This is a genomic window from Buttiauxella sp. JUb87 (assembly GCF_004361975.1).
Taxonomy (GTDB): Bacteria; Pseudomonadota; Gammaproteobacteria; order Enterobacterales; family Enterobacteriaceae; genus Buttiauxella; species Buttiauxella ferragutiae.
Genome location: NZ_SNVY01000002.1, coordinates 407,659 through 422,969 on the forward strand (window position 1 = coordinate 407,659; position 15,311 = coordinate 422,969).

Below are 15,311 nucleotides of genomic sequence, written 5' to 3' on the forward strand. Positions count from 1 at the left end.
GGAGGTGGTATGCCCTATCGCACTAAAGTCGCCGTTGTCTACCTGCTCGGTTTTTTCGTCGATTTAATCAATATGTTTATCGCAAACGTCGCGTATCCCGCCATCGGCCACGGGTTGGGGGCATCGGTCAGCGAGCTGACCTGGGTGAGCAACGCCTATATTCTCGTGCTGACGCTGGTGATTCCTCTCAGTGCCTGGCTGGCAGAAAAAGTGGGCGGGCATCGGGTGTTTCTGCTTTCGCTTGGAATATTTCTGGTTGCGACGCTGGGCGCGGGCTGTGCACAAAGTATAGGGCAGCTAATCGGCTGGCGGCTGTTACAGGGCATGGGTGGTGGCCTGCTCATCCCCGTGGGGCAGACTCTCGCCTACCAGCTTTACCGCCCCCACGAAAGAGCAGGTCTGTCGGCGGCAATTATGCTCGTTGGCCTGCTTGCTCCGGCGATTTCTCCCGCACTCGGTGGGCTGATTGTCGATACGCTTTCCTGGCGCTGGGTCTTTTTTGCCAACCTGCCGCTGGCGTTGCTTGCTCTACTGCTTGCCGCACTCTGGCTGCGCAGAGAATCCAGCACACAGACGCGGACGCCGCTTGATGCCATCGGCCTGCTCAGCGGTTGTAGCGCCCTGCTGCTAATTCTGCTCGGGTTAACCCGGCTTGCCGAGAGCGACGGGCTGGCTTCCGGTTTGGTTATGCTTGCCGGTGGCCTGGTGATGCTGGCAGGTTATGTGCGCCACAGCCTGCGGCATTCCCATCCATTGCTTAATCTGCGGCTGGTACTGAACCCGCTTTTGCGCAACGCCATGATGATTTACCAGGCCATTCCTGGCATCTTTATTGGCGTAAATCTGGTCGCAATGCTGTATTTGCAGAACCAGCTTGGCATGAATGCCGCGCATGTCGGCAGCCTGATGATCCCCTGGTCGCTGGCGTCGTTTATGGCGATAACGTTTACCGGAAAACAGTTCAACCGCTTTGGCCCGCGCCCTCTGCTGATTACCGGCTGCATTATGCAAGGATTAGGGATTCTGGTGCTGTCCCAAGTGGGGAGCGCACAACAGTATCCATTGCTGCTGTTGGCGTTTGCGATGATGGGATTTGGTGGGAGCCTATGCAGCAGCACTGCGCAAAGCTGCGCCTTCCTGCAAGTGAACGATGCGCAGCTTGCCCAGGCCAGCGCCTTGTGGAATATCAATCGCCAGCTCAGCTTCTGCCTGGGTATAGCACTATTAAGCTTGCTGCTTAATAAGTTGCAGGAAAATATGCCTGCAACGTTAGCCTGGCATTGGTGCTTTTACCTGGCAGCCGCCAGTGCGCTGATCCCTGCGGTGCTCTGTCTGCGTATCCCCAACCGCGCCATCGTGCGCCAACTTAACGCTCAAAAGGAATAAAGATGAACCCGTATATCAGAGAAGTCATTGATGCCCACGTCGCAATCGAAAACTGGCTGGGCAAAGGTGAAGGTGACGTGGAAGCGCTGCTGGCACGCTTCGCCCCGTCGTTTTCCATGATCACCACTAGCGGTGTAAAGCTGGATTTTGCGATGCTGAGTGCCTTTTTCCGCGGGCAAAGTGCGGCGAAACCGGGGCTAAAAATTGTCGTCGAAGAAATTAAGATCGTTGAAGACTGGCTGACTGGGGCGCTGGTTAGCTACAGCGAAAGGCAAACCCTGCCAGGGCAAGAGCCCACGCTGCGCTACTCTACCGTCGTCTTTACCGATATGAAGTGGAAATTGTTGCATGAGACTGCGGTTGTTTAGGTAATACATAGTGACAGAACTGGAGGTTTTCGAACGGTGACGCAAGGGGAGATTCTGGAGCGGGTGAAGGGAATCGAACCCTCGTATGCAGCTTGGGAAGCTGCCGTTCTACCATTGAACTACACCCGCTTTGAAGTGCGTAGGCATTATAGACGCTCAGCTTGTACTGGCAAGCGCATTTTTAGTTTATGTGATGGATTATTAAGCGATTGTTTTTATTTTCGGCACCAGGAACAGCAATGCTCAAGGCTTACCTCCCCTGCTTTTTATTGAATATTGAATGCCCTCTCCTGCGTTATACGGGAATGGCTGAAATTTTTAGCAGCAGAAACGCCATTGCCGTCAGGAAGAACAAACAAGAAACAACACCAAGGATTAAAGAGTAGTTTTTCATATAAATCAGTCCTGTATTGGTGAAAGGGAGCAAAGTCCACCGCTTAATTTTTAATCAGGCTGAATATAATAAATAGCGCTAACTTGTTTAATTTTGACAAAACCGGAATCGGCTATGAAACCCTCTGAAAAATATTGGATTAATTCCAGCCGAAGAAATTATTGGTGATGACGCATGGTGACATTGCGTTGAATAATCAACGCAATTCACCATTAGCAGGGTTTACTGCCTGGCGGCGGCAGATAGCGCTGCGGATCAATTGCGGTCGCGCGATAGCGAATCTGGAAGTGTAAATTTACCGAGTCTGAACCACTACTACCCATGGTGGCTATTTTCTGCCCGGCAGTGACTTTTTGGCTAGTGTTGACCAACGTTGTTTCGTTGTGAGCATAAGCAGTGATGTACTCTTCGTTATGTTTAATCATCACTAAGTTGCCGTAGCCACGAAGTTGGTTGCCCACGTAGACCACCGTTCCGGCGGCTGATGCGTAAATCGGTTGCCCACGCTTCCCGGCAATATCGATACCTTTATTACCGCCATCGCTATTAGAGAACGGCACCGTCACCTTGCCGCTGGTGGGCCAGCGCCAGCATTTTGAGCCAACAGGAGGTGGTGCAACTTTCGCAACACTGCTTGTCGAAGTGGAGCTTGGCTTAGAGGTTTTCGCAACGACGGTTTTTTTCGAGGAAGAAGAACCAGAGCTGCTTTTAATGCGGATTTTTTGCCCAACTTCCAGCGTATAAGGGGCTGAAATACCGTTGAGACGCGCCAGTTCGCCGACACTTGAGCCGGTCATGCGCGAGATTCGATAGAGTGTGTCACCGCGTTTGACGGTGTAAACAGGGCCGTTGTAGCTTCCTGCGGATGCTTTAGTGGTGCCCGCTTTATCTGATGAGCAAGCGACGAGAAACAGGCTGATTAGCAGGACGATGGCATTCGGTGCCCACTTTCTGACTGTGCTTTCCTTGCGCAAACTAATCCTCTTAAAATCATAGCAAAACAAAAAAGTGCCTGAGAGTGGCGTATTTTTATCCCCTCACCCCGGCCCTCTCCCCCAAGGGGCGAGGGAGACGACCATAGTCTGGTCATCTCCCTTGAACGACTTACTTAACCGGACGCAGAGCCGGGAACAGGATAACGTCGCGGATGGTGTGGCTGTTGGTGAACAGCATAACCATACGGTCGATACCAATGCCCAGACCTGCTGTTGGTGGCAAGCCGTGCTCCAGAGCCGTCACGTAGTCTTCGTCGAAGAACATCGCTTCGTCGTCGCCTGCGTCTTTTGCAGAAACCTGGTCTGCAAAGCGCTGAGCCTGGTCTTCTGCATCATTGAGCTCAGAGAAGCCATTACCGATTTCACGGCCGCCGATGAAGAACTCGAAGCGGTCGGTGATTTCTGGGTTCTCGTCGTTACGACGCGCCAGCGGAGAAACTTCTGCCGGGTATTCAGTGATAAAGGTCGGCTGAATCAGATGGCTTTCTGCCACTTCTTCAAAGATCTCAGTCACTACGCGGCCCAGACCCCAGCTCTTCTCGACTTTAATGCCAATGGAAGCGGCGATTTCCAGTGCTTTAGCCATATCGTCCAGATCCGCAATATCGGTTTCCGGACGGTATTTTTTGATAGCTTCGCGCATAGTCAGTTTTGCGAACGGCTGGTCGAAGTCAAACAGCTCTTCGCCATACTTCACCTGTGCAGTACCCAGCACTTCATGCGCCAGTGTACGGAACAGAGATTCAGTCAGTTCGATCAAATCTTTGTAATCCGCGTACGCCATATAGAGTTCCATCATGGTGAACTCTGGGTTATGACGCGGAGAAATACCTTCGTTACGGAAGTTACGGTTGATTTCGAATACGCGCTCGAAGCCACCGACAACCAGACGTTTCAGGTACAGCTCCGGTGCAATACGCAGGTACATGTCGATGTCCAGCGCATTGTGATGAGTGATGAACGGACGCGCAGAAGCCCCGCCTGGGATAACCTGCATCATTGGCGTTTCAACTTCCATAAAGCCACGGTTAACCATGAAGTTACGGACGCCAGCCATGATCTGAGAACGAATTTTAAAGGTCTTGCGGGATTCATCGTTGGAGATCAAATCCAAATAACGCTGACGATAACGCGCTTCTTGATCCTGCAAACCGTGGAACTTATCTGGCAGCGGACGCAATGCTTTGGTCAGCAAACGCAGCTCAGTACAGTGAATTGAGAGCTCACCGGTTTTGGTTTTGAACAGTTTGCCACGAGCGCCGAGGATATCACCGAGGTCCCATTTTTTGAACTGCTCGTTGTAAACGCCTTCTGGCAGATCGTCACGCGCAACGTAAAGCTGGATGCGGCCACCGACGTCCTGCAAAGTGACGAAGGAAGCTTTACCCATGATACGGCGAGTCATCATACGGCCAGCAACGGACACTTCGATGCCCAGGTCTTCCAGCTCTTCGTTTTCTTTAGCGCCGAATTCTGCGTGCAATTGGTCTGAGGTATGATTGCGACGGAAGTCATTTGGGAAAGCAATGCCCTGCTCACGCAGGCCAGCCAGCTTCTCGCGACGGGCTTTCAGTTCATTATTTAAATCGACCGCTTCGGTACCCTGTACTTGTTGTTCAGACATGTTGGTTCCTCATAACCCTGCTTTCAAACTTGCTTCGATAAATTTGTCCAGATCGCCATCCAGTACCGCCTGCGTGTTACGGGTTTCTACACCGGTACGCAAGTCTTTGATACGGGAGTCGTCCAGTACGTAAGAACGAATCTGGCTGCCCCAGCCGATATCCGATTTGTTATCTTCCAGCGACTGCTTCTCAGCATTCTTTTTCTGCATTTCCAGCTCGTATAACTTCGCCTTCATCTGCTTCATTGCCTGATCTTTGTTCTTATGCTGCGAACGGTCGTTCTGGCACTGGGTTACGGTGTTGGTCGGAAGGTGGGTAATACGCACCGCAGATTCTGTACGGTTAACGTGCTGACCACCGGCTCCCGATGCACGGTAAACGTCGATACGCAGATCCGCTGGATTGATTTCGATATCAATATCGTCATCCACTTCTGGATACACGAAAGCGGAACTAAAGGAGGTATGGCGACGGCCACCGGAATCGAACGGGCTTTTACGCACCAGGCGATGCACGCCAGTTTCGGTACGCAACCAGCCAAAGGCATATTCACCCTGAATGCGAATGGTCACCGATTTAATCCCAGCAACTTCACCTTCGGATTCTTCAATGATTTCAGTTTTGAAGCCACGCGCTTCTGCCCAACGCAGATACATTCGCATCAACATGCTGGCCCAGTCTTGCGCTTCGGTGCCACCAGAACCTGCCTGAATGTCGATATAGCAATCAGCACTGTCGTACTCGCCGGAGAACATACGACGGAATTCTAGCTGTGCCAGTTTGGCTTCGAGCTGGTCTATTTCAACAATGGTTTCATTGAAGGTATCTTCGTCGTCGGCTTCGATAGCCAATTCCAGCAGGCCGTTAACATCTTCCAGACCCTGAGTCATTTGATCTAAGGTATCGACAATGGCTTCCAGCGCAGAACGCTCTTTACCTAACGCTTGTGCACGTTCAGGTTCGTTCCACACATCAGGCTGTTCCAGCTCTGCGTTTACTTCTTCCAGGCGCTCTTTCTTGGCATCGTAGTCAAAGATACCCCCTAAGAACGTCGCTGCGCTCTGTGAGGTCCTGGATGCGGTTTTTTACCGGGTTAATTTCAAACATGGTCTGTATTATCTTATGTTGATGACAGAAGACGAAAATGCGGTCGTAGACCGGAAAGTTTACCGGATTTACGGTGCTTTTTATAGTCGCTTATAGCCAGGTCAGCAGGCTAGATTGGCCAAATATGGTCGATTAATAACTGGACACTGCGATTTCCGCGAAACTCGTTTACGTCGAGCTTAAAGGCCAGCTCAACTTCGCGCACACCGTTATCCGGCCAGCACGCGGTATCAACGTTAAAGGCGATGCCGTCGATTAATGGCCCACCGCCGACCGGTTCAACCATCACTTTAAGATGGCGATCGCCCACCAGCCGTTGCTGTAATAGACGGAATTTACCGTCAAACAAAGGTTCCGGGAACATCTGCCCCCACGGCCCGGCATCGCGTAGCATCTCGGCGGTTTCGAGCGTCATTTCTTGCGCGCTGATTGCTCCGTCTGACCAAACCACGCCTTGCAACAACGCAGGATCAAGCCATTCCCCAACCAAATCGCCAAAGCGTTGACGGAATTCTTCGAATTTCGCTTCTTCAAGAGATAACCCAGCCGCCATCGCGTGACCGCCAAATTTCAGCATCATGCCAGGATACAAGGTATCAAGCCGCTCAAGGGCATCGCGCATATGCAGACCTTGCACCGAACGGCCTGAGCCTTTCAAAGTGCCGTCGCCTGCGGGCGCAAACGCGATAACCGGGCGGTTAAACCGTTCCTTAATGCGCGAGGCGAGAATACCGACAACACCCTGATGCCATTCGGGATGGTACATCGCCAGGCCATACGGTAACTCATCATGGCTGTGTTCAAGCTGTTGGCAGAGCGTCAGCGCTTCAACCTGCATGCCCTGCTCAATCTCTTTACGCGTCTGGTTTAACGCGTCCAGTTCATTAGCCAGCATGCGGGCTTCGCCAATGTTTTCACTAAGCAATAACGCCACACCGACGGACATATCGTCCAGACGACCAGCGGCATTCAGGCGTGGCCCAAGGGCAAAGCCCAAATCACTAGCCGCCAGCTTTTGCGGCTCGCGGTTAGCCACTTCCAGCAGAGCTTTAATGCCTGGGCGGCATTTGCCAGCACGAATACGGCTCAGCCCCTGCCAGGTCAGAATACGGTTATTGGTATCAAGCGGCACAACGTCTGCCACGGTACCTAGCGCTACCAGATCCAGCAGTTCTGCTATGTTGGGAATCACCAGGCCTTGTTGTTCAAACCAGCCGCAATCGCGTAAATGCGCACGCAGCGCCAGCATCAGATAAAAGGCAACGCCCACACCGGCGAGGGATTTTGACGGGAACTCGCAATCAACCAGATTCGGGTTGATGATGGCTTCAGCCGCAGGAAGCTCCGGCCCAGGCAAATGGTGGTCGGTGACCACCACCGGAATTCCCAGCGCATGAGCACGCTCAACACCACTATGCGAAGAGATGCCGTTATCGACGGTCAGAATCAGTTGTGCGCCACGCGCATGCGCCTGATCCACCACTTCTGGACTCAAGCCGTAACCATCTTCAAAGCGGTTGGGAACCAGGTAACTAACATTTTGGCAGCCAAGGCTACGCAGCCCCAGCACGCTCAAAGCGGTGCTGGTTGCGCCATCGGCATCAAAGTCACCGACGACGATAATGCGCAAGCCTTCACGGAAAGCGTCGTGCAGTATCTGAACGGCTTTATCCATGCCATTAAGTTGCTGCCACGGCAGCATCCCTTTCACGCTACGTTCCAGGTCTTGCTCGCCGCTTACGCCTCTACTGGCATAAAGGCGCTTTAAAAGTGGATGCAGTTGCTGGGGTAACACCACTGACTCATCGACCGTACGACGGCGAAGTTGTGTTTGCTGTTTCACCCGTTAACTACCCGCCTATATTGGTAAGTTGTTGGTGCGCATCCAACATTTGTTTCATCTCTTTCGGCCCCTGATAACCAGGGATTACAGTACCGTTGCTCAGTACAATCGCAGGGGTTCCCTGAATACCGAACTGTACGCCGAGGTTGTAATGATTGGCGATATTCATGTCACAGGTTGCCCCAGCGACGGCATCACCTTTCATGGCAGTATCGAACGCTTTGTTGCGGTCTTTTGCACACCAGATGGCTTTCATGTCGTTTTCAGTCTGGCTTTGCAGACCCTGGCGCGGGAAGGCCAGGTAACGCACGGTGATCCCCAGTGCGTTATAGTCTTTCATTTCTTCGTGCAGCTTGTGGCAATAGCCACAGGTGATATCGGTAAATACCGTGATGACGTGTTTCTCTTGCGGCGCTTTGTAAACGATCATCTCTTTTTCGAGCGCGTTCAGTTTGCCCACCAGCAATTTGTTGGTGACGTTCACCGGTTGCGCACCGCTGACATCGTACAGTGGCCCCTGGATAACGTGTTTTCCATCTTCAGTGACATACAAAACACCGCTATCGGTTAATACCGTTTTCATGCCCGCTACAGGTGCTGACTGAATATCAGCATTTTGCACGCCTAACTTAGCCAGTGATTGCTTGATTGCAGCATCGTCTGCATGAACAAAACCGGACAAAGAGGCCGCTAATAATGGGAGCAGCCATAAACTCTTTTTCATGATGATTCCTTTATCTTCTACCACTCACGCTCGTGGGTGGTGTTGTTGATGCAGCTGACGTAAACGTTCCGTCGCGACATGCGTATAAATTTGGGTGGTGGACAAATCGCTATGTCCAAGCAGCATCTGTACGACTCGCAGGTCCGCACCATGATTCAGTAAATGCGTGGCAAATGCGTGCCGAAGGACATGGGGTGATAACTTTTCGCTATCGATACCCGCCTGCACTGCGTAATGTTTGATGCGGTGCCAGAATGTCTGACGCGTCATTTGTTGCGCGCGATTGCTGGGGAAGACCACATCAATCGACACGCCATTGAGCAACCATGGTCGCCCATGTTCCAGGTAGTTTTCCAGCCAATAAACAGCCTCTTCACCCATCGGCACCAGGCGTTCTTTATTGCCTTTACCGATGACTCGCACAACTCCCTGACGCAAGCTGACATCACTCATGGTCAGCCCCACTAATTCCGATACGCGCAGGCCAGTAGCATACAATAATTCGAGCATCGCTTTATCACGCAACTCGATAGGCTGGTCAATGCAAGGTGCCTGCAACAAACGATCGACCTGCGCTTCGCTGAGATCTTTTGGCAAACGCTGTGGCAATTTTGGCGATGAAAGCATCACGCTTGGGTCGTCATCACGCAATTTTTCACGGTATAAATACTGAAATAATCGACGAATCGCACTCAGCATTCGCGCCGAACTTGTTGCTTTATAGCCGCCTTCAAGACGTTCAGCAAACAGCGACTGTAAATCGCCGGTTTGCACCTTCAACAAATCAAGATCGTGGCGTTCCAGCCACTCCGCTACCATTTTAAGATCCCGGCGATAGGAGTCCAACGTGTTCTGTGCCAGATTCCTTTCAAGCCAGAGCGCATCAAGAAATTGTTCTATTCGGGCCTGATCTTGTTCCACTACAGCCTCACTTACTTGCCTCACCTTTGGCGAATTGTGTCCATTATGCCTGATGCACAATGGGATCTGGTACACTTGCCATCCTGCACGTTTTTAAAAGAGTTGTTAATGCGATGAACATTGGTCTTTTTTATGGCTCCAGCACTTGTTACACCGAAATGGCTGCCGAAAAAATTCGTGACATCATTGGCCCGGAACTGGTGACACTACACAATCTTAAAGATGATGCTCCAGCCATGATGGAACAGTACGATGTGTTGATTCTCGGCATCCCGACCTGGGATTTCGGTGAATTACAGGAAGACTGGGAGGCCATTTGGGATCAACTGGATAATCTGAATCTCGAAGGTAAGCCGGTAGCGCTTTATGGCATGGGCGACCAGCTCGGCTATGGCGAATGGTTCCTTGATGCGCTCGGTATGCTGCACGATAAACTCGCCCCACGGGGTGCGCAGTTTATTGGTTACTGGCCAACTGAAGGTTATGAATTTACTAGCCCGAAACCTGTCATTGCCGATGGGCAATTGTTTGTTGGCCTGGCACTTGATGAAACCAATCAGTACGATTTAAGCGAAGAGCGAATCCAAAACTGGTGTGAGCAAATTCTCGCTGAAATGGCCGAGAAGTTTGCCTGACAGCGACTCAAACTTCCCCATTCCCGCTTGCCTGTTGTTGCAGCATCAGGCGGCGTAAATCACGCCACTCGCCAGTATCCATACTGTCGGCTGATAACCATAAGTGTTGACTGCGCTTGCGCCCCACGCGGCGTAAACGCAGCATCATGCCGCTGCGTAATACCCATGGCGCACCAACCATTTCCCACTCCTGGTTTTGCCACCGCAGGTGGTAGTCGGTCAGGAGTTTCATTTCGCCCTGGCAAGCATGAATCCGGCGCTGGCTACGAACGCTGTCAAATACCACCAGCGAAAGCAACAGCATCCAAATTAGCGTGTAGCTCATCGGCCACGGCATCAGCAGCACAAAGAGTGCCACTAAACCGTGAACCAAAAGGGACAGCCATTGTGCACGCCACGAGACCCGAAGATCAGATTGCCACAGGACCACGTTCTTTATTCCGTGTCTGAATCAGTGTCACCATCCGTTGCAGCTCTGTATCTGCTGGTTTGCCATGATTCATTAACCAGTTAAACAGGTCAGGATCATCACTTTCCAGCAAACGGACAAATAATTGCTTATCCTCAGTGCTTAACGAGTCATATTCATATTCGAAGAATGGCATAATCGAAATATCAAGCTCACGCATTCCCCGGCGGCACGCCCAATGAATTCGGGCTTTGTTATTGATATCCATGTGCTCTTTCCTGGTTCTCTGACAAAGAAGGTACAAATCTTAGTGTAACGTGTTTTCATGGCACGTATTAACTGAATGTTACCGTTTGCGCGCTTTATCGTGAGAAATTTTTATTGTGCGTTGCAGTTGCATTAACCTTGCGAGAAATCCCGTAAGTGCACAATTCACCTTATCAAACTGCTTGCATTGGCAAATGGCTCTTTTACCATTGAGCCAATTCATATGCTCAAAACCCAGGGACATCATTATGGCTTTCACTCCATTTCCTCCACGTCAGCCAACGGCTGCAGCCCGCCTGCCGCTAACACTCATGACGCTTGATGATTGGGCACTGGCAAGCGTGACGGGTAACGACGCAGAAACCTACCTGCAAGGCCAGGTCACCACTGATGTTGCACAACTGGCAGCAAACCAGCACACGCTTTGCGCGCATTGTGACGCAAAAGGGAAAATGTGGAGCAACCTGCGCCTGTTCCATCGTGGCGAAGGTTATGCGCTGATTGAACGTCGTAATCTGCGTGACGCGCAGCTTGTCGAACTCAAAAAGTATGCTGTGTTTTCCAAAGTGACCATCACACCTGATGATGAAAGTGTGCTTCTGGGCGTTGCAGGGTTCCAGGCTCGTGCGGCACTCGCCAATGTTTTCACAACCTTGCCGGACGCGGAAAACCCAGTGGTTCAGGAAGGCGCGACAACACTGCTATGGTTTAACCTGCCCGCCGAGCGTTTTATGCTGGTCACCGATGAAGCCACCGCGCAGGCACTGGCAGATAAATTGCTGGGCGAAGCACAACGCAATGACAGCCAACAATGGCTGGCTTTAGAGATTGAAGCGGGTATTCCGGTTATTGAACCGGTTAACAGCGCACAGTTTATTCCGCAGGCAACCAACCTTCAGGCGCTGGGTGGTATCAGCTTCAAAAAAGGTTGTTATACCGGTCAGGAAATGGTGGCTCGCGCGAAGTTTCGTGGCGCTAACAAACGTGCTCTGTGGTTCCTGGCCGGGAAAGCCAGCCGCTTACCAGAAGCAGGTGAAGATCTGGAACTGAAAATGGGTGACAACTGGCGCCGCACCGGCACCGTACTCGCCGCCAGCCAACTGGATGATGGCCGCGTGTTAGTACAAGTCGTGATGAACAACGATTTAGAAGCCGACAGTGTGTTGCGAGTGCGTGATGATAACAGCAGCCACCTTGTTATCGAACGGCTGCCTTATTCGTTAGAAGATGAATAAAATACCCGTCATACTTCAAGTTGCAGGTGCGTTGACTGCACCCGCGCGCCCCAGTCACATAGTTAGCTATGCTCCTGGGGACTTACGGCCTGGTCGCCTGCCTGCATCTTGAATTATTTAGGGTATTGTTTGTTTGATACATACCCACGATTAACGGATATACAGATAGATCGCCAGGAAGTGGCAAACGCTGCCGCCCAGCACAAAACCATGCCAGATAGCGTGGTTGAACGGAATACGTTTACAGACGTAGAAAATGACGCCTAACGAGTAAATCACGCCGCCTGCAGCCAATAACGTTACGCTGCCCGGAGCGAGTTTAATCACCATCTGGTAAATCACCACCAGCGATAACCAGCCCATCAGTAAATAGGTCATTAACGATAAGACTTTAAATCTATGCGCGATGGTCAGCTTAAAAAGAATGCCGGCGAGTGCCAGCCCCCAAATAACGACCATCAACCCACGCGCCAAAGGCGAATCCAGCCCAACAAGTAAAAATGGCGTGTAAGTCCCGGCTATCAATAAGTAAATAGCACAGTGGTCAAATTTCTTGAGCCAGCGCTTGGCGCGTTGATGGGGAATGGCGTGATACAACGTGGATGCGAGAAACAGCAAGATCATGCTGCCGCCGTACAGGCTATAACTGGTTATTGCGGTTACACTCGCGTTGGATTCCACCGCCTGTACCAGTAACAAAACCAGCCCAACAATCCCAAAAACCAGTCCGATACCGTGGCTAATGCTGTTGGCGACTTCCTCCGCCAGTGAATATCCTTTAGTGATCAATGGTTTGTCAGCCATTTGGCTACTCCAGGTGAAACAATAGATGGAAAATTCATCTCGACCAGAATAGCTGAGAACGATTCCAGCGAACACATGTACGCTAAAATAAATCTGTCAGATGTGATAACAATTACCGATACAATCCACTACACCGATACAATCTTGTTACTGACACTTAATCCTTTGGAACATTCAGGAAGAGATACCATGTTTACTCATGCGGCAATTGCTAATCTCAACGGACTAGAAATGATGGTCTACAACTATGTCATTAAAAACCGTGACAAAGTGATGTACATGACTATCCGCGAGTTAGCCGATGCGACCGGCGTTTCTACCACTACCGTGCTGCGTTTTTGCCGCAAGTTAAATTGCGATGGTTATTCCGAGTTTCGCGTTCGTTTTAAATTATATCTTGAACAAAATGATGAACAATTGGTTAATTTTGGCCCGAGCGAAATTATCAGCTTTTTTAAAAGTACTAACAATGAAGAGTTTGATAATTTAATTGACCAGGCGGTAAATATTATTTGTTCATCCGAACGTATTATATTTGTCGGAGCCGGAACCTCTGGCGCATTAGCTAAATATGGTGCACGTTTCTTTTCTAATGTCGGTAAATTTAGTAACCACATTGATGACCCTTATTTTCCGGTTACCAACGATATGGCTAAAAATGCACTGGCGATTGTCCTCTCTGTCTCCGGTGAAACTGAAGAGATCCTGCGCTTCGCCAGCCAGTTCAGTCTGCATAACTGCAAGGTGTTCTCCATCACCAGCCACGAAAACTCTTCACTGGCAAAACTTGCCGACTTTAATATCTCCTGGCATATTCCGCTTACCCGTGTTGGTGGCGTTTATGACATCACCACGCAAATCCCGGTTATTTATATTTTAGAAACCATTGGCCGTAAATTGGCTAAAAAAATGGCGTAAAAAAACAGCCTGTTTTATCTATGTAACAAATCACATTAACCGTGATTTGTTATATCGTGACAATTAATTCTCATTTGTTAGACTCCAGAACAGAGCGTATTAATACACTGCCATTTTGTGATGTATCCCACATTATTTCTGGCACTGACAGTGAGATTAACAAATATGAAAAAATTGACCTTACCAAAAGACTTTTTATGGGGCGGTGCGGTTGCTGCACATCAGGTAGAAGGTGGCTGGAACAAAGAAGGTAAAGGCCCAAGTATTTGTGATGTGCTGACCGGTGGCGCACACGGCGTACCGCGTGAAATCACTCAAGAAATGGTGCCAGGCAAATATTATCCCAACCATGAAGCCATCGATTTCCACGGTCATTACAAAGAAGACATCGCACTGTTTGCTGAAATGGGCTTCAAATGTTTCCGCACCTCAATCGCCTGGACGCGCATTTTCCCGAAAGGTGATGAACTGCAACCCAATGAAGAAGGGCTGAAGTTCTACGACGACATGTTCGACGAGCTGCTGAAGTACAACATTGAGCCGGTCATCACCCTCTCCCACTTTGAAATGCCACATTATCTGGTCACCGAATACGGTGGCTGGACTAACCGTAAAGTCGTTGATTTCTTTGTTCGTTTTGCCGAAGTGGTATTTGAACGCTACAAGAGCAAAGTGAAATACTGGATGACCTTTAACGAGATCAACAACCAGCGTAACTGGCGCGCACCGTTATTCGGCTACTGCTGTTCTGGCGTGGTTTACACCGAGCACGATAACCCTGAAGAAGTGATGTACCAGGTTCTGCACCACCAGTTTGTTGCCAGTGCTCTGGCGGTGAAGATTGGCCATCGCATTAATCCTGAAATGCAGATTGGCTGCATGCTGGCGATGGTGCCGCTGTATCCGTTCTCCTGCAAACCAGAAGATCAGATGTACGCGCAGGAATCCATGCGTGAGCGTTATGTCTTTACAGACGTGCAATTGCGTGGCTACTACCCATCTTATGTGTTGAACGAGTGGGAACGCCGCGAGTTCAACATCAAAATGGAAGCGGGCGACGAGCAAATCCTGCGTGAAGGCGTGTGTGATTACCTCGGTTTCAGCTATTACATGACCAACGCGGTGAAAGCTGACGGCGGCACCGGTGATGCATTATCTGGCTTCCAGGGCAGCGTGCCGAATCCGTTCGTGAAAGCGTCCGATTGGGGCTGGCAGATTGACCCTGTTGGCCTGCGCTACGCACTTTGCGAATTGTATGAGCGCTATCAGAAACCGCTGTTTATCGTTGAAAACGGCTTCGGTGCTTACGACAAAGTGGAAGAAGATGGCTCAATCAATGATGACTACCGCATTGATTACCTAAAAGCACACGTTGCCGAGATGATGAAAGCGGTCACTTACGATGGTGTGGATCTGATGGGTTACACCCCGTGGGGCTGCATCGATTGCGTTTCCTTCACCACCGGTCAATACAACAAACGCTACGGCTTTATCTATGTGAACAAACACGACGATGGCACCGGCGATATGTCTCGTTCGCGCAAGAAGAGCTTTAACTGGTACAAAGAAGTGATTGCCAGTAACGGTGAAAAACTCTGATTGATTTGCTCGCCTGAACGCCCCGTTTACGGGGCGTTTGAGTAATAATAAACATCATTCCAAAGCTAGCGAGTGTAACGT

Annotated in this window: 15 protein-coding genes and 1 tRNA gene; 6 read left to right on the plus strand and 10 right to left on the minus strand. The window is 50.4% G+C overall.

The window, feature by feature from the left end:
* Positions 1–9 precede the first annotated feature (9 nt).
* Together EC843_RS10105 and EC843_RS10110 are read left to right on the plus strand one after the other, a co-directional pair.
* Positions 10–1,386: an MFS transporter gene (locus EC843_RS10105; protein WP_133522187.1), complete on the plus strand. Its 1,377-nt coding sequence runs from the start codon at positions 10–12 to the stop codon at positions 1,384–1,386.
* A 2-nt stretch (positions 1,387–1,388) separates the two neighbouring features.
* The gene (locus EC843_RS10110) at positions 1,389–1,754 is read left to right on the plus strand and encodes a DUF4440 domain-containing protein (RefSeq protein WP_133522188.1); all 366 of its coding nucleotides are present in this window, start codon (positions 1,389–1,391) and stop codon (positions 1,752–1,754) included.
* Positions 1,755–1,809: 55 nt separating this feature from the next.
* On the opposite strand, the gene EC843_RS10115 is transcribed toward EC843_RS10110, so the two are convergent.
* The 7 genes from EC843_RS10115 to xerD all read right to left on the minus strand — a co-directional run bounded on the left by EC843_RS10115 (position 1,810) and on the right by xerD (position 9,363).
* Positions 1,810–1,883: transfer RNA gene (locus tag EC843_RS10115), tRNA-Gly, on the minus strand.
* A gap of 477 nt (positions 1,884–2,360) precedes the next feature.
* Entirely contained in the window at positions 2,361–3,122 is a 762-nt protein-coding gene (actS, locus tag EC843_RS10120; protein ID WP_133522189.1) for an amidase activator ActS, read from the minus strand.
* Between the two features lie 130 nt (positions 3,123–3,252).
* Complete coding sequence (lysS, locus tag EC843_RS10125; RefSeq protein WP_064543668.1) at positions 3,253–4,767, minus strand: lysine--tRNA ligase; 1,515 nt, start codon at positions 4,765–4,767, stop codon at positions 3,253–3,255.
* 9 nt (positions 4,768–4,776) lie between these two features.
* A protein-coding gene (gene prfB, locus EC843_RS10130; protein ID WP_133522190.1) for a peptide chain release factor 2 occupies positions 4,777–5,875 on the minus strand; the annotation gives its coding sequence in 2 pieces (ribosomal slippage) (positions 4,777–5,799 and positions 5,801–5,875; 1,098 coding nt in all).
* Positions 5,876–5,984: 109 nt separating this feature from the next.
* Positions 5,985–7,718, minus strand: coding sequence for a single-stranded-DNA-specific exonuclease RecJ (gene recJ, locus EC843_RS10135; RefSeq protein WP_133522191.1), 1,734 nt, complete (start codon positions 7,716–7,718; stop codon positions 5,985–5,987).
* Positions 7,719–7,725: 7 nt separating this feature from the next.
* Positions 7,726–8,442: a bifunctional protein-disulfide isomerase/oxidoreductase DsbC gene (dsbC, locus tag EC843_RS10140; protein ID WP_064543661.1), complete on the minus strand. Its 717-nt coding sequence runs from the start codon at positions 8,440–8,442 to the stop codon at positions 7,726–7,728.
* Between the two features lie 24 nt (positions 8,443–8,466).
* Entirely contained in the window at positions 8,467–9,363 is an 897-nt protein-coding gene (xerD, locus tag EC843_RS10145) for a site-specific tyrosine recombinase XerD (RefSeq protein WP_074388528.1), read from the minus strand.
* A 113-nt stretch (positions 9,364–9,476) separates the two neighbouring features.
* On the opposite strand from xerD, the gene fldB reads away from it, so the two are divergent.
* Positions 9,477–9,998, plus strand: a complete 522-nt coding sequence (gene fldB, locus EC843_RS10150; RefSeq protein WP_064543777.1) for a flavodoxin FldB — start codon at positions 9,477–9,479, stop codon at positions 9,996–9,998.
* Positions 9,999–10,005: 7 nt separating this feature from the next.
* Here fldB and EC843_RS10155 read toward each other — a convergent pair whose 3' ends face one another.
* Both EC843_RS10155 and sdhE read right to left on the minus strand, forming a co-directional pair.
* Positions 10,006–10,428 carry a protein YgfX gene (locus EC843_RS10155; RefSeq protein ID WP_064543659.1) on the minus strand — a complete coding sequence of 141 codons (423 nt, stop codon included), beginning with the start codon at positions 10,426–10,428 and terminating at the stop codon, positions 10,006–10,008.
* Entirely contained in the window at positions 10,409–10,675 is a 267-nt protein-coding gene (gene sdhE, locus EC843_RS10160; RefSeq protein WP_064513590.1) for an FAD assembly factor SdhE, read from the minus strand. Before sdhE ends, EC843_RS10155 begins: the two co-directional genes overlap by 20 nt.
* Positions 10,676–10,922: 247 nt before the next feature.
* Between sdhE and ygfZ the strand changes: the two genes are divergently transcribed.
* Positions 10,923–11,909 carry a tRNA-modifying protein YgfZ gene (ygfZ, locus tag EC843_RS10165; protein ID WP_133522192.1) on the plus strand — a complete coding sequence of 329 codons (987 nt, stop codon included), beginning with the start codon at positions 10,923–10,925 and terminating at the stop codon, positions 11,907–11,909.
* Positions 11,910–12,059: 150 nt separating this feature from the next.
* Here the strand turns inward: ygfZ and EC843_RS10170 are convergent, their stop codons facing one another.
* The gene (locus EC843_RS10170; RefSeq protein ID WP_064543654.1) at positions 12,060–12,713 is read right to left on the minus strand and encodes a hemolysin III family protein; all 654 of its coding nucleotides are present in this window, start codon (positions 12,711–12,713) and stop codon (positions 12,060–12,062) included.
* 189 nt (positions 12,714–12,902) lie between these two features.
* On the opposite strand from EC843_RS10170, the gene EC843_RS10175 reads away from it, so the two are divergent.
* Both EC843_RS10175 and EC843_RS10180 read left to right on the plus strand, forming a co-directional pair.
* On the plus strand, positions 12,903–13,631 hold the full coding sequence (locus EC843_RS10175; protein WP_064543652.1) for a MurR/RpiR family transcriptional regulator: 729 nt from the start codon (positions 12,903–12,905) through the stop codon (positions 13,629–13,631).
* A 165-nt stretch (positions 13,632–13,796) separates the two neighbouring features.
* A complete protein-coding gene (locus EC843_RS10180) occupies positions 13,797–15,230 on the plus strand; it encodes a 6-phospho-beta-glucosidase (protein WP_121814930.1) in 1,434 nt (477 codons plus the stop codon).
* Positions 15,231–15,311: the final 81 nt, after the last annotated feature.

Coding starts and splice junctions, on each gene's coding strand:
- lysS (WP_064543668.1), bottom strand. CDS start 4,767: ATGTCTGAACAACAAGTACAGGGTACCGAAGCGGTCGATTTAAATAAT.
- fldB (WP_064543777.1), top strand. CDS start 9,477: ATGAACATTGGTCTTTTTTATGGCTCCAGCACTTGTTACACCGAAATG.
- EC843_RS10170 (WP_064543654.1), bottom strand. CDS start 12,713: ATGGCTGACAAACCATTGATCACTAAAGGATATTCACTGGCGGAGGAA.
- EC843_RS10105 (WP_133522187.1), top strand. CDS start 10: ATGCCCTATCGCACTAAAGTCGCCGTTGTCTACCTGCTCGGTTTTTTC.
- EC843_RS10110 (WP_133522188.1), top strand. CDS start 1,389: ATGAACCCGTATATCAGAGAAGTCATTGATGCCCACGTCGCAATCGAA.
- EC843_RS10175 (WP_064543652.1), top strand. CDS start 12,903: ATGTTTACTCATGCGGCAATTGCTAATCTCAACGGACTAGAAATGATG.
- ygfZ (WP_133522192.1), top strand. CDS start 10,923: ATGGCTTTCACTCCATTTCCTCCACGTCAGCCAACGGCTGCAGCCCGC.
- dsbC (WP_064543661.1), bottom strand. CDS start 8,442: ATGAAAAAGAGTTTATGGCTGCTCCCATTATTAGCGGCCTCTTTGTCC.
- EC843_RS10180 (WP_121814930.1), top strand. CDS start 13,797: ATGAAAAAATTGACCTTACCAAAAGACTTTTTATGGGGCGGTGCGGTT.
- sdhE (WP_064513590.1), bottom strand. CDS start 10,675: ATGGATATCAATAACAAAGCCCGAATTCATTGGGCGTGCCGCCGGGGA.